Annotated in this window: 17 protein-coding genes; 6 read left to right on the top strand and 11 right to left on the bottom strand. The window is 64.2% G+C overall.

Annotation, left to right across the window (positions count from 1 at the left end):
- Window positions 1-160: 160 nt before the first annotated feature.
- Genes NCR39_RS26970 through NCR39_RS26955 form a run of 4 tightly spaced genes read right to left on the bottom strand, consistent with a single transcriptional unit; the run spans window position 161 to window position 2,611 of the window.
- Window positions 161-700, bottom strand: a complete 540-nt coding sequence (locus tag NCR39_RS26970) for a hypothetical protein (protein ID WP_250455633.1) — start codon at window positions 698-700, stop codon at window positions 161-163.
- A gap of 22 nt (window positions 701-722) precedes the next feature.
- Complete coding sequence (locus NCR39_RS26965) at window positions 723-1,643, bottom strand: CsgG/HfaB family protein (protein ID WP_250455630.1); 921 nt, start codon at window positions 1,641-1,643, stop codon at window positions 723-725.
- A 22-nt stretch (window positions 1,644-1,665) separates the two neighbouring features.
- A complete protein-coding gene (locus NCR39_RS26960; protein ID WP_250455629.1) occupies window positions 1,666-2,115 on the bottom strand; it encodes a curli assembly protein CsgF in 450 nt (149 codons plus the stop codon).
- 34 nt (window positions 2,116-2,149) lie between these two features.
- Window positions 2,150-2,611 carry a CsgE family curli-type amyloid fiber assembly protein gene (locus NCR39_RS26955; protein ID WP_250455628.1) on the bottom strand — a complete coding sequence of 154 codons (462 nt, stop codon included), beginning with the start codon at window positions 2,609-2,611 and terminating at the stop codon, window positions 2,150-2,152.
- Between the two features lie 543 nt (window positions 2,612-3,154).
- Between NCR39_RS26955 and NCR39_RS26950 the strand changes: the two genes are divergently transcribed.
- The 3 genes from NCR39_RS26950 (at window position 3,155) to NCR39_RS26940 (ending at window position 6,195) form a co-directional block, all read left to right on the top strand.
- Window positions 3,155-4,093, top strand: a complete 939-nt coding sequence (locus tag NCR39_RS26950) for a glycosyltransferase family 2 protein (protein WP_250455626.1) — start codon at window positions 3,155-3,157, stop codon at window positions 4,091-4,093.
- A complete protein-coding gene (locus NCR39_RS26945; protein WP_250455624.1) occupies window positions 4,090-4,476 on the top strand; it encodes a GtrA family protein in 387 nt (128 codons plus the stop codon). The genes NCR39_RS26950 and NCR39_RS26945 overlap by 4 nt, the downstream gene beginning before the upstream one ends.
- A gap of 72 nt (window positions 4,477-4,548) precedes the next feature.
- Window positions 4,549-6,195, top strand: coding sequence for a hypothetical protein (locus tag NCR39_RS26940; RefSeq protein WP_250455622.1), 1,647 nt, complete (start codon window positions 4,549-4,551; stop codon window positions 6,193-6,195).
- 11 nt (window positions 6,196-6,206) lie between these two features.
- Here NCR39_RS26940 and NCR39_RS26935 read toward each other — a convergent pair whose 3' ends face one another.
- On the bottom strand, window positions 6,207-7,232 hold the full coding sequence (locus tag NCR39_RS26935) for an alpha/beta hydrolase (protein WP_250455620.1): 1,026 nt from the start codon (window positions 7,230-7,232) through the stop codon (window positions 6,207-6,209).
- A 125-nt stretch (window positions 7,233-7,357) separates the two neighbouring features.
- Between NCR39_RS26935 and NCR39_RS26930 the strand changes: the two genes are divergently transcribed.
- A complete protein-coding gene (locus tag NCR39_RS26930; RefSeq protein WP_250455618.1) occupies window positions 7,358-8,302 on the top strand; it encodes a LysR family transcriptional regulator in 945 nt (314 codons plus the stop codon).
- A 12-nt stretch (window positions 8,303-8,314) separates the two neighbouring features.
- Here NCR39_RS26930 and NCR39_RS26925 read toward each other — a convergent pair whose 3' ends face one another.
- The 4 genes from NCR39_RS26925 to NCR39_RS26910 form a co-directional block, all read right to left on the bottom strand.
- Window positions 8,315-10,594, bottom strand: a complete 2,280-nt coding sequence (locus tag NCR39_RS26925; RefSeq protein ID WP_250455616.1) for an EAL domain-containing protein — start codon at window positions 10,592-10,594, stop codon at window positions 8,315-8,317.
- A 114-nt stretch (window positions 10,595-10,708) separates the two neighbouring features.
- Window positions 10,709-12,847, bottom strand: a complete 2,139-nt coding sequence (locus NCR39_RS26920) for a hybrid sensor histidine kinase/response regulator (RefSeq protein WP_250455614.1) — start codon at window positions 12,845-12,847, stop codon at window positions 10,709-10,711.
- 163 nt (window positions 12,848-13,010) lie between these two features.
- Window positions 13,011-13,649 (bottom strand): Vgb family protein, encoded by a 639-nt coding sequence (locus NCR39_RS26915; protein ID WP_250455612.1) that lies wholly within the window; start codon window positions 13,647-13,649, stop codon window positions 13,011-13,013.
- Between the two features lie 46 nt (window positions 13,650-13,695).
- On the bottom strand, window positions 13,696-14,925 hold the full coding sequence (locus tag NCR39_RS26910; RefSeq protein ID WP_250455610.1) for a helix-turn-helix domain-containing protein: 1,230 nt from the start codon (window positions 14,923-14,925) through the stop codon (window positions 13,696-13,698).
- A 104-nt stretch (window positions 14,926-15,029) separates the two neighbouring features.
- Here NCR39_RS26910 and NCR39_RS26905 point away from each other — a divergent pair, with 104 nt between their 5' ends.
- Window positions 15,030-15,791 carry a DUF899 domain-containing protein gene (locus NCR39_RS26905; protein ID WP_250455607.1) on the top strand — a complete coding sequence of 254 codons (762 nt, stop codon included), beginning with the start codon at window positions 15,030-15,032 and terminating at the stop codon, window positions 15,789-15,791.
- A 167-nt stretch (window positions 15,792-15,958) separates the two neighbouring features.
- Window positions 15,959-17,497, top strand: a complete 1,539-nt coding sequence (locus NCR39_RS26900) for a methyl-accepting chemotaxis protein (protein ID WP_284507380.1) — start codon at window positions 15,959-15,961, stop codon at window positions 17,495-17,497.
- A gap of 54 nt (window positions 17,498-17,551) precedes the next feature.
- On the opposite strand, the gene NCR39_RS26895 is transcribed toward NCR39_RS26900, so the two are convergent.
- Together NCR39_RS26895 and ligK are read right to left on the bottom strand one after the other, a co-directional pair.
- Window positions 17,552-18,253: a substrate-binding domain-containing protein gene (locus NCR39_RS26895; protein ID WP_250455604.1), complete on the bottom strand. Its 702-nt coding sequence runs from the start codon at window positions 18,251-18,253 to the stop codon at window positions 17,552-17,554.
- A 7-nt stretch (window positions 18,254-18,260) separates the two neighbouring features.
- On the bottom strand, window positions 18,261-18,944 hold the full coding sequence (gene ligK / locus NCR39_RS26890; protein ID WP_250455603.1) for a 4-carboxy-4-hydroxy-2-oxoadipate aldolase/oxaloacetate decarboxylase: 684 nt from the start codon (window positions 18,942-18,944) through the stop codon (window positions 18,261-18,263).
- Window positions 18,945-18,946: the final 2 nt, after the last annotated feature.

The raw sequence follows: 18,946 nt of genomic DNA, 5'->3' as shown, positions 1-18,946 counted from the left end.
ATAGCCTCGTGATTTGAGTTTTAAGTGACTTCTTTGCTTCCTGACGGCGGACAGCCCCTGCTGCCCTCCGGCCCGACCGAACTGCACCCTCTGTGAATCCAAAGTCCTGCTCGACTGCGGTCTCCTCGCGCCGAGGCATGACGCCCGGCGGAACTGCGGGCTACTTCATGAGGACCGAAGCCCTCGCGCCGTTGCCGTTCTGCATGACCTGCACGCCCGCGCCGTTGCGCGTCTGCAGAATCGATACTTCGTTGTTGAGCCCGAGCTGCGTCACTTGCGACGACATCGACGAGCCGAGCTGCGTGACCGTTGCCGCGTTGTTGCTGCCGTTCTGCACGGCGATCGACCGGTTCGCGGCGCCCGCCTGCACGCCCTCGTACAGATTGCCGCTGCCGGTTTGCGCCACCGCCGTCCAGTTGCCGTTACCCGCCTGCGCCATCGCCGCGGCGTTCGCGACGCCCGCCTGATTCGCCATCAATCCGTTCGCGCCGGCCTGAGCGCCGGTCAGCCGGTTGCCCGCGCCGGCTTGCGATACGCGCGCCATCTGCGGGCCGCCATTGAAGCCCGGCTCCGATGGCCCGAAGTCCGACACCGGCGAGAGGTCCGCCGCGAAGACCGCGAGCGACAGGCTCACTATCGCGAAGACCGCCGCGCACAACGCGACCTTCGATGCGCGCCACGGCGCGACAGGCTGATTCATGCGTGTCTCCTTGTTCATGTCCTTAGCTGCCGAGCATCTTGGGCGGATCGATCTTCACCGGGCTATACGGCGGATTCACGTCTTCCATCGTCGCGATATAGCCCTGGTTCTCCTGCAGGTAACGCTGCATCGTCGGGTCGTACCAGTCCTTCATGTCCTTGAGCGACCACGTCTGGTTCGCCACGCCCTGCACGATCAGATGCACGAGCGCCGATTCGATCGCCTCGTTCACGCACAACTGTTGCGGCTCGTTGCGCGTCATGCCCAGCTCGGCCTGCAACAGATCCTTGAAGCCGATGAAGCGGTACACGCCGGTATCGACCTGAACGGAATAGATGGTCTTCGTCGTCGATACGCTGTTGAGAATCGTGCCGTTGCGGATATCCACGGCACGCAGGTTCACCGTGACCTGATCGACGCGATACTGCTGCGACGCGCTGATGCCCAGATACGCGACGCCCGCGCCGCCGGTGCGAATGTTCGAGTCGTATCCGACGATGCCGCCTTCCAGCACGATGCTCGCCGGCGCCAGCGCACCGATCTGCGGTATGGAACTCGCGCGGTTCTTGTCGTCCGGCGTCTCCAGCGCGCGCATGATCTTGCGTTCGGTGAGCAGGTCCTGAAGGTTCTCCCGCTCGACCGGCGTGAACCAGCCCGAATCGCGCATCGCCTTGACGAGGAACGACGCCCCGCCCTGCGTCACTTGCGACGAGAACGAGCTGTCGGGCGAAGGCTTGTATTGCCCGGTCAGATCGCGAAAGCCGTACACGGCCGCGACGATCCTGCCCTTCGGCGGCGGCAGATGCGTGAGATCGCGCGTGACTCGCGTGGGCGGCGTGAGCGTCGCGTTGCCGGCCGACGGCATCGGCGCGGTGACGCAACCGGTCAGCAGCATGGTTCCGATGACGGCTGCCGCGAGCGCCGCTGTCTTGAAAGCGTTCATGTTCATTGCGTGTGCGCTCGCGTTACTGGCCGTTGCCGACGATGAAAGTAGTCGATGCGCCCGTGGTCTTGTCGGTCGTCGTGACTTGCAGATTGCCGCCCGCGACGGACGTGATCGCGATCGAGAAGTTGCCCGTGTTGATCGTGCCGGGATGCAGCGTGCCGTCGGTGCCGACGATGGAACTCGATATCGACGACGCGACGCGCGAGAGAATCGCCTGCTGCAATTGCGTGTTGAACTGATCGAGCGTGGACTGGCCGCTCGTGCCCAGATCGCTGAGCGACGGGTCCTTGTACTTGTTCTGCGCGTTCGCTTCGTTGAGCAGATTCGCGCCGTTGAGCGGATTGCCGCCGAAGTTCGGATTCACCGGCTCGTAGACGAGCGCGGTGGCGTGAGCGGTGAGCGGCATGGCGAGCGTCGACATGAGCGCGCAGGCGATCGCCGCGCTGCGTGCAAGCGCATTCGTTTTCATCGTGTTCCCCGTAGTTTGGCCGTGCTGCTTTTTATTAGAGTTCGTCCGTCGCCATGTCGGCGTCGCGGAAGAGCAGGCGCGTCAGGTCCGCCTGCATGACGTTCTGGAAAGCGACTTGCGCCGCGTTCTCCGCCACCGGTCTCACGTTGGCGCGAGCGATGGGCAGGAACGCCTGAAACACGCGCCGCTGACTGAACTCGACCCAGACGAGGCTGCCGTAGCGCGCCGAAGGACGCTCGTGCACCGACACGATGTAGCGGTCGGAAAGCGGAATCGCGCTCCATGCCTGCGCGAACCAGGTATAGAAGTCCTGGCCGGCGAGCGTCACCGTGTCGGTGGTGACCACGCCGCCGAGGGCATCGTCGAGCGGCTTTTGGCCGTTGATGTCGGCGGTGCGGGCGCGCGGCGTGCCGGCGAGCGTTTCACTTTTTTCGAGCGATTCGGCTGCGTTCACCGTGCCGCGCGGCGACAGCGGCGCACCGTTCGCGGCGGGCAACGGCGCGGTCCTGCCGACCGGGCTGGGCGTCGGCGTGGACGGCAGCGAGATGAGCGGTTGAGCCTGGCTACCGGCACTCGCATGCGACGCCGATGTTGATTCGGCATCCTGAGCAAATGCGCGGGATACGAAAGCCGGTAACGCGATGATGCACACTGCGACAGCGCGCCTTCTGAGGCGCTTGGTCTTCTCTCGCTGCATGACTTCCCCGTATGCCCTTGGCCGCTATGGTGCCGCCTTCGGGCGTTTTGTTTTATTCATTAGACGGAATGGATTGTGCTGAAGAACGAAACCCCGTTATGTGTGAGGCGCCACATTAAACTGAGGAAAAACAGGGGTTTTCGAAATGTGGCTGCATGGGGGTCGTAAGGAAACGTTTGCGGCCTGAAGCGGTGGTCATGACGTGCCGCCATGCCCCGCCGATTTCGATGCGCCAACGGAATCGAGTACCATAGTGCGCCCAAAACACGCGTCGCCGCGTTTCATGGCTTTCAAGGCCGACGCGCGTGATCGCACCCGAACCCGAAGCCTTTCCGACGCCGAATGTCCTTACAGACCGCACCACGTATCGCTGTTCTCGTTCCCTGCCTCAATGAAGCGTCGACGATCGCCGCCGTCGTGCGCGATTTCAAGTCGGCGCTGCCCGGCTGCGATGTCTACGTGTTCGATAACAACTCGACGGACGCGACCATCGAGGTAGCGAAGAACGCGGGCGCCCATGTGCGCAAGGTCACGTTGCGCGGCAAGGGGAACGTGATCCGCCGGATGTTCGCGGACGTCGAAGCGGACGTGTACGTGCTCGTCGACGGCGACGACACTTACGATGCGAGCGCGTCGCCCCGAATGATCGACATGCTTCTCGACGAAGGGCTGGACATGATCGTCGGCACACGGGTATCGGAAGAGCAGGCGGCGTACCGGTTCGGCCATCGATTCGGCAACGTGCTTCTGACGCGCTGCGTCTCGTCCATTTTCGGCCGGACCTTCACCGACATGCTCTCGGGATTTCGCGTGTTCTCGCGTCGCTATGCGAAGTCGTTCCCGGCGCATGCATCGGGCTTCGAGACCGAAACGGAACTGACGGTTCATGCGCTCGAACTGCGCATGCCGGTTGCGGAAACGTCCACCGTGTACAAGTCGCGTCCCGAAGGCTCGGCGAGCAAGCTCAACACCTATCGCGACGGCTTTCGCATTCTCGTGACCATCGCCAGGCTCTTCAAGACCGAGAAGCCTTTGGCGTTCTTCTCGCTCGGGTTCGGACTGTGCGCGCTGATTTCGGTCCTACTCGCCATTCCGCTCTTGGAAACCTACTTCGCCACCGGTCTCGTGCCGCGCCTGCCGACCGCGCTGCTCTGCGTCGCGCTCATGCTGTTCGGCGCGATCCTGCTTACGTGCGGCATCGTTCTCGATACGGTCACGCACGGGCGCACGGAATCGAAGCGTCTCGCGTATCTGACCATTCCTGGCCCGCGCCGGGCATGATGAACTCACAGTTTTTCCGGTTCGCCATTGCCGGGGCGATCGGTTTCGCAGTCGATGCGGGCGTGCTGTATCTCGCGCTCGCATGCGGCCTGGGGCCGTTCTTCGGTCGCGTCCTGTCGTTCCTCGCAGCCGTGTGGGTGACGTGGCAGATCAATCGCCGATACACCTTCAGCCAGCGTGCCATGCGCTCCGCGTGGGCCGAATGGTGGCGCTACGTTCTGTCCATGCTGAGCGGCGCGAGCGTCAACTATGCGGTGTATTCGCTCGTCATCGTGACGGGGCCGCGCAGTTCATGGCTGCCGCTCGCAGGCGTCGCCTGCGGATCGATCGCCGGCATGTTCATCAATTTCTTCGCGGCCAAGTTCTGGGTCTTCGGAAAGTAAGCCGCACCGTCCGTCATCACCATGATTGATTCACCTGCACGAAACAGGTCGCGCCGGTTTCGGGGCGCCGACATGAATAGCCCTCGGTCCCTCGCGCATGCATGCTGGATCGTCCCTGTCATATTCGGGCTCTACTCGCTGGCTCAGGGCGCCGATGCGAACTGGGATCTGCGCAACTACCACCTGTACAACGCCTACGCGTTCCTGCACGACAGGCTGTCGACGGACCTGGCTCCCGCCGGCATGCAGAGCTATTTCAACCCGCTGCTGGACGTGCCGTACTTTCTCATGACGATGCATCTGCCCGCGTTGCTCGTGGGCTTTCTCATGGGCGTTGTGCACGGTCTCAACTTCGTCATCCTGCTCGGCATCTGCCGCCTGACGCTGAGCGATCTGCCGGAAAGCGCGCGGTATCGCACGCCCTTCTGGCTGGCTTTGGCCGGTTGTCTCACCGCCAACTTTCTATCCGCGGTCGGCAACAGCATGGGCGACAACACGACATCGCTCCTGAGCCTCGGCGCGCTTCTCATGCTTCTGCGCATATGGCCGCGACTCGCGCAGGCAAACGCGGCCATCATCGCGACCCTTCTCGTCGCCGGCTTCGTTTCCGGCGCGGGGGCGGGTCTCAAGCTGACCAACGTCGTCTATTCCGTCGCGCTATGCGGCGGCCTGCTGTTCGCGCCTATTTCCGTCGCGGGCCGCCTGCGTGCGGCCTTCGTGTTCGGCGTGGGCGTACTCGTTGGACTTGCGCTTACCGGCGGCTTCTGGTTCGTCGAACTCTGGCATCGCTACGGCAATCCGCTGTATCCGCAATTCAGTTCGGTTTTCCCGAGTGCGCTGACGTCGCCCGTGTCGATCGTGGACACGCAATGGCTACCGAAAAGCATCTGGGAAGCGCTGGGCTATCCGGTGATCTTTTCACTGAATCCGCGCCGAGTCGGCCAGGCGCGTCTGCATCAGGTCATATGGGCCATCGCTTACGTCTGCTTCTGGTGGTGGGTCATCGTGTGCGCCTTTCGCGCGTCGAAGCGCACCGCGCGGCCATCGCCATCGCTTCCGACGCGCGGCCGCTTCGTGCTCGCCTACGTCGCGATCGGCTTCGTGGTGTGGATGAAGCTCTTCAGCATTCAGCGATACCTCGTCTCCGTCGAAGTCTGCTTGCCGCTTGTCGTCTACCTGCTGCTGACTCAGGTACTCGCCTACGAGACCGCACAGAAGGTCTGCAAGCGAATGTTCATCGCATGCTCGATCGTGGTGGTCGCCGGCGGCGCGCATTCGTGGGGTCACGAACGATGGGGCAAGGACCCGTGGACGAAGAAAACATTCGCGATCGATCTTCCGCCGCTTGCAACGCCTGAGAACACGACGGCGATCCTCACCGCGGGCGATCCTCCGCTCGGCTGGATGGTTCCGCTCTTCCCCGAGGGCGTCGCGTTCGCGACGATCCGCTCCGCGTTCCCGCAGGCCCGGCCCGCTTATGACGAGAAGGTTCACGCGATAGTGCGTTCGCGCGGCGGACCGGTCTATGCGTTGATCCCCGGCTACTGGGACAAGAACGACTACGACGCCGGCCGAAACGCGCGCGAACTTGCGGAGTCGCGGACCGCGCTGGCTGATTACGGCTTTTCTCTCGATGCAGCGTCGTGCGTTCTCTACAAAGCGCGCATTGCAGACGGCATCTATCCCTATCAGTGGTGCCGCATCGCCAGCATGAGATAGACCGGAAGTCGTCACATCCGATCCACCGCGATCACCGCATCCGCGAAGGCCTTCGGCGCCTCTTGCGGCAGGTTATGTCCGATGCCGCCGCCCACGTCGATGTGACGATACTTGCCCGTGAACTTCTTCGCATACGCCGAAGGGTTCGGATGCGGCGCGCCGTTGGCATCGCCTTCCATCGTGATTGTCGGAATGGCGATCGGCGGCGCGGCGGCAAGGCGCTTCTCCAACGCGTCGTATTGCGGCTCGCCTTCCACGAGTCCCAGACGCCAGCGATAGTTGTGTATCACGACCGCGACGTGATCCGGATTGTCGAACGCCTGTGCGGAGCGCTCGAACGTCGCGTCGTCGAAATGCCATTGCGGCGATGCCGTCTGCCAGATCAGCTTAGAAAACTCACGCCGATTCGCTTCATAACCCGCGCGGCCACGCTCGGTCGCGAAGTAGAACTGATACCACCACGCGAACTCGGCCTTCGGCGGCAACGGCGCGCGATTCGCCTCCTGGCTGCCGATCAGATACCCGCTCACCGACACGAGCGCCTTGCAGCGTTCGGGCCACAGCGCGGCCATGATGTCCGCCGTGCGCGCGCCCCAGTCGAAGCCCGCGATGAGCGCCTTCTGAATGCGCAACGCATCCATCAACGCGATGATGTCCACCGCGACGACCGCCTGCTGCCCGTTGCGCGGCGTATCGGTGGAGAGGAAGCGCGTCGTGCCGTAGCCGCGCAAGTAAGGCACGATCACGCGATACCCCGCCGACGCAAGCATCGGCGCGACATCGGCGAAGGCATGGATATCGTAGGGCCAGCCGTGCAGCAGAATCACCGGCGGGCCGTTCTCCGGACCGGCGTGCGCATAGCCGATATCGAGCGTGCCCGCGTTGATCTGCCGGATTTCGTCGAACGATTGTGCCGCGTTCGTCGCGCGTGACGACTGCGCGCGCACGAGACCGGTGAAACCCAGTTGCATGACACCGATGCTTGCGACCGTCGCGCCCAGCAGACGGCGGCGCGATGCGTTGATTGAGTCAGTCATGATGCGTCTCCCGATGAGCGTTTCGACAGCGCTCATGTTGGCCGCATCGCACCGTGCGAGCAAGAGCAACAAAGTTCACGTATCGTTGCTTCACGAGCAACGCATCCAAAACGGAAAGGGACGTCATGCGCGAAATCAATCAGCAGCGTCTGCGCTACTTCAACGAAGTGCTCGCGCACGGCACCATTCGCGGCGCGGCGGATCATCTGAACACGTCGCCATCGGTCATCGCGCGGCAAATCAAGCTGCTCGAACATGAACTCGACACGACGCTCTTCGACCGCGAAGCGCGCGGCGTGCGCCCGACCGAAGCGGCGTTTCATCTGCTCGAATTCTGGCGCGGGTATCGGTCGCAACAGGAGAAGCTCGAAGACCGGCTTCACGCGTTGAAGGGGCTTCAGCAGGGCGATATCCGCATCGCGGTCAGCGAAGGCTACGTGGACACGCTCGTCGACGATGTGCTCGCGCCCTTCTGCGCGCGTTATCCTGGCCTGAACATCGCGGTGGACATGCTCGCCGTCGATGATGTCATCGAAGAAGTCGCGCAAAGCCGCGCGCATATCGGGCTGGCGTATAACCCGCCGCCGCATCCGCGCATCGAGATTCGCGCGAGTTCCGCGCAGCCGGTGGTGCTGCTCACGCGGCGCGATCATCCATTGGTCGCGCGCGGCAGCGCGATACGCATCGGCGATCTGCTCGACTATCCGCTCGCGCTCATGCCGCCTTCCTTCGGCATCGGCCATGTCGTGAAGATGATCGAGATGACGGACAACATCGCCATTCGCGCGACGCTCACGACCAACTCGCTTTCGGCATTGAAGCGGATGGTGAGCGCGGGCAACTTCGTCACGCTGATCGGCGCGTTCGCGGCTTATCGCGAGCTTGCGAGCGGCGAGATGAAGACCGTGCCGATTGCGCATCCCGTGCTCGAAAACACGCACGCACGCGTCCTCGTGAAGGCGGGCAGACCGCTCGCGGCAGGACCGCATGAGCTATTGCAATGGATGTTGGATCGCATGCCCATGTTCAGCGCGCGCGATACGCCGAAGCCGAAGAAGCGGCGGCGATAGCGCGCCATGCCTTCAACGCACGGCTTCCGCTTCCACGCAAGCGATCTGCTCCATCAACGTATCGAGCGCGACGGGCCGCGCACGCAGGAAGCCCTGCATCTTGTCGCAGCCCGCTTGCCTCAGATGCTCAAGTTGCTCGCGCGTCTCGACGCCTTCGGCCACCACGATCACACCGAGCTTGTGTGCGAGATCGATCACGCCTTCCACGACGGTTCGCATCATCGCGTCGGTGGCGATGTTATCCACGAACGATTTATCGAGCTTCAGCACATCGGGCCTGAAACGCGCGAGATAGCTGAGACTGGAATAGCCGGTGCCGAAATCGTCGATGGCAATGCGCACGCCCATTGCGCGGATGCGGGCGAGGACTTCCTGCGCATCGTCGATATTCTCGATTAATGCGGACTCCGTAATTTCCAGCGTGATGCAGCTCGAATCGATGCCGCATCGCTTCATCGCGTGCAAGAGCACGGACACGAGACGCGGGTCGCGGAACTGCTTCGGCGACACGTTCACGGCCACCGAGCGCACATCGGGCGCGGCCACCGCGAGACGGCCCGCCGCCTGCACGGCTTCGCGAATGATCCAGTGCCCCGCCTCGATGATCAACCCGCTCTCTTCGAGCACCGGCACGAACTCGCCCGGCGCGATGAGTCCAAGCTGCGGATGATCCCAGCGCAGCAGCGCTTCAACGCCCGCGAGCGCGTCCGTCTCCACGCAATATTGCGGCTGATAATGCAGCAGGAAGCGATTGCCGCGAATGGCGTCGTGCAGTTCCGATTCGAGATGCGCGCGCGCGAGATCACCCTTTTCGCTTTCGCCGAACAAGCGAAACGCGTTGCGTCCTGCACGCTTCGCGGCGTACATCGCCATGTCGGCGCTGATGAAAAGATCCTCGGGCGTGCGGCCATGATCGGGATACAGCGCCACGCCGGTCGAGCATGTCATGGTGACGGTACGGCAGCCCACCTTGATCGGACGATGACACGCCACCGCAAGCCGCCTGCACGCGCGCTCGATGCGTTCCTGATCGAAGCGGCCCGGCAGGATGACGGTGAACTCGTCGCCGCCGGGGCGTCCCGCCACCGCGCCTTCCGGTATCGCTTCCGCGATGCGCGCCGCGATCGCCTTGAGCACGGCATCGCCTGCGCTATGGCCGGCGGTATCGTTGATGGATTTGAAGCGGTCGATGTCGATGAACAGATACGCGAACGGCTCGCCCGATGCGCAGCGTTCCACGAGCGCATCCGTCATCGCGTTGCGGTTGCGCAGGCCGGTGAGGTTGTCGATGTTCGCCAGCCGATGCAATTCCTGCAGACGCATGCGCTCGTCGGTCGCATCGACGCACACGCTCACCACGCGCGACACCGCGCCGTCCTCGTTCACCGGATAGATGTCCGCGCGCACCCAGCGCGTGCGTTCATCGGGCAGACATAGACGGAAGTAGCTCTGCGAAGGCGCGCCCGTGTTCACGGCTTCGCGCATCTTGCCGCGCACGGCGGCAATATCGTCGGCGTGCACGCGCTGCGTCCATGCGGTCTTGTCGGCTTCGAGCGCGGCCACCGGCATTTCCCACATGCGCTCGAATGCGGAACTCACGTGAAGCAGTTCGCCGAAGTCGTGCGTCGTGGTCCAGAAGACGGCATCGACGTGATCTTCCATGTCTTTCTGCACGCGCGCATGGCCGCGCAATTCTTCGATGAGCGCGACTTCCGCCGTGATGTCGCGCGACTTGCACAACACCGAGACCACGCGGCCCGCTTCGCCATACACGGGCGCGAGGCTCGACGTCCACCATTTGAGCGAACCGGTCATGGTGCGGCATGCGCCCGAGAACGAGGTCGATTCGCCCGCCTTCGCGCGTTCGAACGCATTGCGCGCATCCGGGACGTCCCAGATGGCGATCCAGTCCATACCGACGATATCGCGCGCGCATGACGCATCGATCAGCTTGCGGCCCACGTCCGAGATGCACACGACGCGTCCGTCGAGATCGAGCAGCTTGAGACAGTCTTCCGCGATGGAAAGCAGTCCGTTCGAAAGCTGTTGCGCGGCGAAGATCTCTTGCCGCCATTGAAACATCTGATGAATGAGCGTCATCGCGCCGGCCACTGCCGCGCCGAGCAGCACGTTCCAGGGCAGCGGCACGAACGGCGTCATCAACGCGACGAGCGCGACGCCCAGAACGGCCAGTGCGAACGCATCGAGGCGGCGCACGCATTCAATGTACGGAAATCGCCAGGCGACCGTTTCGCCGATCGTCCCGAGAAAATCGCTCGCTCTCTCCTGCACCGCTTTTATTCCTTTCCGACGTGATACACGTGAAGCGCCTTGGTGCTTATCGGCGCTGTCGGGAAAGTCTTTAGCAACGCTGCGCAACAGAGCCGATGCGCGAAACGAGAACCTTTACCGGGACGGTTTCAGTGCATCGAGCGCCGCCGCCTTGAGCGCCGCCGCGATTTCCTTCGCGAGCGCTTCCGCGCGATACGGCTTGCTCATCAGCGTCACGTTGCTGCGCAGGACGCCGTCGCGCGAAATCACGTCGCGCGTGTAGCCCGAAACATAAATGACCGGCACCGGGCGGCGTTGCGCGAGCGCCCATTCGGCGAGATCGGCACATTTGACCTTGCCCGGCATCACGACATCCGTGAGGATCAGATCCACGCCGATGCCGCTTTCGAGCACGCTCATCGCGGCATCGCCGTTGGGCGCCTTGAGCACCGTGTACTGCATTGCTTCGAGAATCGCGACCGTCGACGAAAGCACGGCAGGATCGTCATCGACGACGAGCACCGTTGCGCCGCCCGTGACCGTCGCGAGCGCGCTCTTCACGGCGGGCGCGGCTTCGTCTTCGAAACTGCGCGGAAAATAGAGCTGGATGGTCGTGCCCGCGCCGATCGTGCTCGACAGGTCGATATGCCCGCCCGACTGCTTCACGAAGCCGAACACCATGCTGAGGCCGAGGCCCGTGCCGTGACCTTCCGGCTTCGTCGTGAAGAACGGCTCGAACGCGCGCTCGAGCACTTCGGCGGGCATGCCCGAGCCGGTATCGGATGCGGACAGGCGCACGTATTCGCCGGGCGACAGATCGAGACCGGCGCACGCGGCTTCGTCGAGCACTTCGTTACTGCATGCAAGCGTGAAGCGGCCATCGCCGCGAATGGCGTCGCGCGCATTGATCGCGAGATTGAGCAGCGCGTTTTCGAGCTGATTCCGATCGACGCAGAAGTTCCACGGATCGTTCGCGATCTTCGTCTCGATCAGCACCGATGCGCCCACTGCGTGCTGCAACAACTCGCGCATTTCGTCGAAGAGCCGGCGCGGATTGATGACCACCGGCGACTGCGGCTGCCGTCGCGCGAACGACAGCAATTGCGACGCGAGCTTCGCGCCGCGCTGCACGGCTTCCATCGCGGCGTTCAGTCGAAGCGGCACGCGCGGGTCCGTGGGCGGCAGATAACGCAGCAGTTCCAGATTGCCGCTGATGGCCTGCAGCGTGTTGTTGAAGTCGTGCGCGACGCCGCCGGTCATCGCGCCGAGCGCTTCCATCTTCAGGCTCTGACGCAATTGCGCTTCCACCGCGACGCGCGCGGCGACCGCCTCCGATATCTTGTCTTCGAGCCCGCGCGTGAGTTCCTTGAGACTCTCTTCCGCGATCCGCCGATCGTGAATATCGACGATCACGCCCGGAAAGCGCGACGGCTGCCCGTGTTCGTCGTAGTCGCAGCGGCCCGTCGCGAGAATCCATGTCCATCCGCCGCCGGGCGCGCGAATGCGATATTCCGCGCGATATGGCACGCTTTCGCGCACGGAACGCTCGACGAGCGCGCTCACATGCGGCAGATCGACGGGATGCACGGTGCCGAGCGCCGCTTCGAGCGGCCAGCCTTCTTCCATTTCCTCGGGCGGAATGCCGAAGGTGCGGGCGAACCGCCCGTCGCCGCGAACGCGGTTATTCGGAATGTCCCACACGAAGAGGCCGAGCACCGCGCCGGAATTGAGCGCGAGATGCAGGCGTTCGTTGGCATCGGCGGCCACGGCCTCCGCTTCCGTGCGGCTTTGTTCGAGCATCACGCGCTCGGTCGTTTCGACGACGATCGCGAGCACGCCGACCGGCACGCCTTCATCGGATGCAACGGGGCTGTAGTGCAGATCGAGCCACACTTGCGCGGGCTTGTCGCCGCGTTCGAGCATGAAGAGGATGTCGTGATAAGAGAGCGCTTCGCCGCGCAGCCCCGAATCCACCACGTTGCGATTGAACTCGGCGCCTTCGGGCCACGCTTCTTCGATCGGCATGCCGAGTATGGCGGGATGCCGCGGGCCGGAGAACGCGGCGTAGGCGTCGTTGTAGAGCAGCGTGCCTTCCTTGCCCCACAGCACGGCCATGGGCAACGCATTGCGCAGCATGATCTGCACGACGGATGTGAGCGCTCGCGGCCATTCGTCGATGGAACCGAGCGGCGTCGTGGTCCAGTCGAAGCTGCGAATGGCGCGCCCCGCCTCGCCGAACCACGAGTCGAATGTCGGGTGATCGGAAACGTTCAAAATCAAAAGCCGGCCCTATGCTGAAGAAACCATCGCACGCGGTCTCACGATTCGAGCAATGCGCGCCAATCCGCCAGCATAAAGGCTATTTCCGCATCGTGCGACAGGATGTGAAAGTGCCGTCTCGCCCGCGACACGCATCGCTATCTTCAGATGCGTCGCTTCACTGCGCTTTCGGCTTTCGAACGGCGCGCACTTTGCCCGTGCGTCCGCCGCCGCAAAAGAAGCGGTCCGCGCCGTCCGATTCGAGGCCCGACACCGCGACGCCCTCGGGCATGTCGAGCCGCTCGATGACTTCGCCGGTGCGTGCATCGATATGCCGGATGTCGCTTTCGTCGCCTTCCCACGTTCCGTGCCACAGTTCGCCGTCCACCCACGTCACGCCCGTCACGAAGCGATTCGATTCGATCGTGCGCAGCACCGCGCCGTTCGCCGGATCGATCTGATGAATCCGCCGCTCGCGATATTGCCCGACCCACAGCGTGCCCTCGCCCCACGCGAGTCCCGAGTCGGCGCCGCCGCCCGGCGCGGGAATCGTCGAAAGGACGCGGCCCGTTTCGGGTTCGATCTTCTGAATGCGATCCTCGGCGATCTGATACAGATACTCGCCGTCGAAGGCCGTGCCCGCATGCGCCGGCACGTCGATCTTTCGTTGCAGCGCGCCGCTTTCCGGGTCGAGCGCGTTGAGCGTGTCGCCGGCGGCGAACCACACGGCGTTGCCATCGTAGGTCAGGCCGTGCACGGCTTCGACTTCCGGAAAAGGCCCATATTCACGGATGATTTCTGCTTTCGCGTGCTTCATGTGTGTGTCCTCGCTCGTTGGCATCGGCGCGATGCATGAGTCGATGCTAGCCGCTCGCGAGATCGGCGGGGAGTAACAAGGCCGTCGCGAATCCGGGCATGGGCGGCATGGGCGGCATCATCCAGCGGCGCGCGCGGCCGCGTCCGAACGATTGCACCTTGCCCGCCGATGCGAGTCCTTCGAGCGCGCGCTGCACCGTGCGCTGGCTCGCGTTGAGCGCCAGCGCGAGCGCGGAGCTGGACCACGATTCGCCATCGGAAAGACACGCCAGCAGCGATGCATGATCGTCGTCGACGGGACGCGCCAGCACCGCCACGGTCTCTGCATGGCGCGGCGCGAGCGCATAGCCATCGCGTGTAGCATGGACGCCCGCGAGCGGATGCAACACGGTCCGCAGGCGGCCCATTTCCACGCGAAGCCGCGCGCGATGCGTCTCGTCCGCATGCCGGATGCGAAAGGCGCGCGCGATCAGCGCGTCGCGCGGAATATCGGCGGGCCACGCTTCGGCGAGCATGCGCGCGAGCGTGAAGAGCACCGGACGCCGCGTGAGCGGCACGAGCGCATGCGCGTCGCGCACGACGTTGCGGCAGGCATCGACGACGAGCGCATTCGATATGAACAAAGCCTCGACATCGTCGAGCACGAGAAGCCGCGTTTCGCCCCGAACGATGACACGCGCGGCGGGCGCATCGAGACTGCGCCATGCGCTGTTCACTTCGGCCACGAGCGCGGGAATGCGGGCATCGTGCGCGGCCGCTCTCGCACGCGTGAGCGCGATGCGCGCGGCTTTCGTCTGCACGCGGCGCATCGCGATGCCCGCCGACATCAGTTCATGCGCGGCGAGCAAGGCGGGCGGCAGCAGCGCGGTATCGATGGCGGCGAGCGTGTGCGCGGCCTCGTCGATGCGCCCAATGAGCAACGCGCGCCGCACTTCGAGATAACGCGCATGCGCCGCGTTGATGTGATCGCCGTGGGCATCGAGCGTCGCGCGTGCATGTTCGAGCGCCTTCGCGCGCCATGCAAGCTCGCGCGATGCCAGCGCGATCTCCGCTTCGGCGACGACGCATCGCGCACGCGCCACCGCTTCCTTCGCGCCGAACGCGCGCGCCGCGCTTCGAACGAGCATCTTCGCGCGCGCGAAGTCGCCGAGCTGCGCCATGGCGATGCCGCGTAACGCGAGCGCGGGCGCATCGTTGCGCAACGCGACGCGATTCAGCGCGCCGAGCGGATCACCGGCCGCGAGCGCGCGCGCCGCCGCCGTGATCAACGAGTCCATGCGAATCGCGCCACACTTGTCACTCCCCGCTTCGAATGCGTCGCACTAATCTAACACCATGCATCGCGATGTCATTTCACACGACGCACAACGGAGGCATACCCATGACGACTCATCTCACCGGAACGCGCGAGGACTGGCTGGGCGCGCGGCTCGATTTGCTCAAGGCGGAAAAGGAACTCACTCGCCAAAGCGACGAACTTGCGCGGCAACGGCAGAATTTGCCGTGGGTTCGCGTCGACAAGGCGTATCGCTTCGATACCGAAACGGGCAGCGCCACGCTCGCCGATCTCTTCGGCGGCCGCTCGCAACTGCTCGTTTATCACTTCATGTTCGGGCCGGACTGGAGCGCGGGATGCCCGTCGTGTTCGTCGATTGCAGACAGCTTCGACGGCTTCGCCATTCATCTCGCGCATCACGATGTCGCGCTGTGGGCGGTGTCGCGTGCGCCTGTCGACAAGCTCGCCGCGTACAGAAAGCGCATGGAATGGACGTTCCCGTGGGCCTCCGCGCATGACGGCGAGTTCAACTACGACTTCAACGTGTCGTTCACGGAAGCGCAGCAACGCGCGGGCGATATCGAATACAACTACGCGCGCGGTGGACACGCGATGGACATGAAAGACGCGCCCGCGCCCGTCAAGGCATTCGCCGCCGATTGCGGCACCGACGCGCCGAGCTTCACGCGCGACCGCCCCGGCATGAGCGCGTTCGCGCGGGAAGACGGCGTCGTCTATCACACGTATTCGGCGTACGCGCGCGGACTCGATGCGCTTTGGGGCATGTATCAATGGCTCGACCGTGCGCCGAAGGGCCGCAACGAAACGGGCAACTGGTGGAAGCGGCACGACGAGTACGCGAAGTAAAGAACGAACGATCGCTTCTCTGTGAGTCGTCTACGTGTTTTCCTGTATTCATGTGGACCGCGCGGCTGTCGATATGCCTCATGTCCGATGCATTTCATCGGCCGCGCGCCTGGCGCTGCATCGCAGCCGGCGCGAGTACGACGCGATGCAGCCACTTCGGGGAAGACATGTTTTCGACTATCAAAGGCCGGCTGGCGTTGGCCATGACGCTGCTGAGCGCGCTGCTGATTGGAATCGGATTGGTGGGACTCATCGGCATGACGCGGTCCAATGCGGTGACGCACGCCCTTTTCACCGACGAAATGCCGAGCGCGGTGTCCATCGGCAATGCAGAAATGTTCATGGCGCGCGAGCGCCTCAGCTTCGACCGCGCGGCATTGAACCTCGGGACGACGGCGGCGGAAGATGCCATCGTCCGCGGCGCGCTGATGCGCAAGACATCGGACGATGCATGGTCCACTTACGCCGCGCTTCCGCAAGGCGACGGAGAAAAAGCGATCGCGGACAAGTTCAACGCGCAGCGCATCGAGATGCAGAAGCTGATCGATCAGGGCTACGCCGACGTGCGCGCGAAAGATCAGGAGAAGGTCACCGCCGATGCGAGCGCCATGCAGGTGGCGTTCAACGAATTGGCGAAGACGGGCGTCGCGCTGCGCAAGCTGCAGTTCGAAGCGGCGCAGAAGGCGTTCGACGCCGGCCAGGCGCAGTTCGAAGTGTTCCGCACGGCAAGCATCGCCGCGATTCTGTTCGGCGTGGCGGCCGCCGCGTATTCGTGGGTCTCGCTGCGCCGGCGCATTGCGCGTCCGCTCGATGCCGCGCTCGCGCAGTTCAGCGCCATCGCATCGGGCGATCTTCGCCGCGACGTGAACGTGACGTCGAACGATGAAATGGGTCAACTGTTGCGCGGCCTTTCGACGATGCAGGCGAGCCTGATCGAAACGGTGCGCTCGGTTCGCTCGGGCAGCGAATCGATTGCATCGGCGACGAAGCAGATTGCGGCGGGCAACATCGATCTTTCATCGCGTACGGAAGAACAGGCATCGGCGCTGCAGGAAACGGCGTCGAGCATGGACCAGCTCACGGGCACCGTGAAGCAGAACGCCGACAACGCGCGGCAGGCGAGCATGCTCGCGGCCAACGCTTCCGAGATCGCGGGCAAGGGCAGCAACGTCGTGTCGCAAGTGGTCACGACGATGGGCGAGATCAATCAAAGCTCGGCGAAGATCGCGGACATCATCACGATCATCGAAGGCATCGCGTTTCAGACCAACATTCTCGCGTTGAACGCCGCGGTGGAAGCGGCGCGCGCGGGCGAGGAAGGACGCGGCTTCGCGGTCGTGGCGGGCGAAGTGCGCTCGCTTGCGCAACGTTCGTCGGCGGCGGCGAAGGAGATCAAGGAACTGATCGATACGTCGGTGGAACGCGTGCAATCGGGCAGCGCGCTCGTCGACGAAGCGGGCCGCACGATGCACGAGATCAGCGGCGCGGTGCAGCGCGTGACGGACATCATGGGCGAGATCGCGGCGGCATCGGAAGAACAGAGCAGCGGCATCGATCAGGTCGCGCGTGCGGTCACGCAGATGGATGAAGTGACGCAGCAGAACGCGGCGCTGGTGGAGGAAGCGGCGGCGGCGGCGCAATCGCTGGAAGATCAGGCGGCGGCGTTGCGCACGGCGGTCGAGACGTTCCGGTTGCAGGAGGCTTGAGGTTCTGCGTTGGTGATGGCCCGCGCTTCGGGATGAAGCGCGGGTTTTTTTGCTTTAGAACGCCGCTTCCATCCCATGCCGATGCTTGACTTCATCGGCATCGCGCTGGGTCATGAATTGCAGCATCGATCGTGCAACCTGCGGCGCGCGCGCATTCGCGCAAACGGCGCCTTCGAATACGGTCATCGCCTGAATCTCATTGGGCATCGAACCGATCACGTCGACGCCATCGACGCCGATCAACTCACTCGTCTGCTGAAACCCGAGCTCCACGTCTCCACGCGCGATCAACGCGCCCACGCCGACACCCGGCGGCGCCTGCACGAGACGCGATGCAATCGACCGCGCGATGTCCCAACGCTCGAAGAGGCGCATCAAGTGCGCGCCGCTCGGTCCCGTCGAATAGCCGATACTGCGCGCCGCCAGCGCCGCATGGCGCACGGCGGCCTCGGTATCGACGGAAGGACGCGATGCTCCCGCCGCCACCGCCATTGCAATGCCCGATCGCGCGATGCCCACGCGGCTCGCCGCATCGATGCGCCCTGCCGCTGCGAGATTGCCGATCGCGTCGGCGGCCAGCACGACGATGTCGAACGCCTCGCCTTCTTGCACGCGACGCGCCGCCGCCACGCCGCCCACCGATTCGATCGCGACGCGCTGCCCGTAGCGCTGCGTATAGGCATCGGCGAGATCGTCGAGGACGTGACGCGTCGCCATCGACGATATGACCGTGATGGCCGCTCTTGTCTCGTTCATCGCGCGCTCAGTCGATGTAACGCAAGCCCGCGCGTTGCAACGGCTCGCGCATGTTGTACATGTCGAGGCCGAGCACGCCGCTCGCTAACTTCGCGCGCTTCTCTTCTTCGAGCGCCTCGCGCGCGACGGCTTTTTCAAGCACTTTTTTCGCCGATGCCGACGGCACCACGACGACGCCGTCATCGTCCGCGACGATCACATCGCCGGGCGTCACGAGCGCGCCCGCGCACACCACGGGAATGTTCACCGAGCCGAGCGTGGCCTTCACCGTGCCCTTCGACGAGATCGCTCGGCTCCACACCGGAAAGCCCATTTCGGTGAGCACGCGCACGTCGCGCACGCCGCCGTCGATGATGAGCGCCCGCGCGCCACGCGCCTTGAAGCTGGTCGCGAGCAGGTCGCCGAAGAAGCCATCGGTGTTGTCGGTCGTGCAGGCAGCCACGACGATATCGCCCGGTTGAATCTGCTCAGCCGCGACGTGCAGCATCCAGTTGTCGCCCGGTTGAAGCAGGACCGTCACCGCCGTGCCGCTCGCCTGCGCGCCCGTATAAATCGGCCGCATGTAGGTCTTCATCAGGCCGACGCGGCCCATGGCTTCGTGAACCGTTGCCGAGCCGAGCGCGCCGAGCTTCGCGGCCGCGTCGCCATCCGCGCGATCGATGTTGCGATACACCACTCCGAGTTCGTACATGG

It is taken from the genome of Caballeronia sp. ATUFL_M2_KS44 (assembly GCF_023630965.1).
In the GTDB taxonomy this organism is placed as follows: domain Bacteria; phylum Pseudomonadota; class Gammaproteobacteria; order Burkholderiales; family Burkholderiaceae; genus Caballeronia; species Caballeronia concitans.
This window is presented reverse-complemented; position numbering and strand designations above follow the sequence as displayed.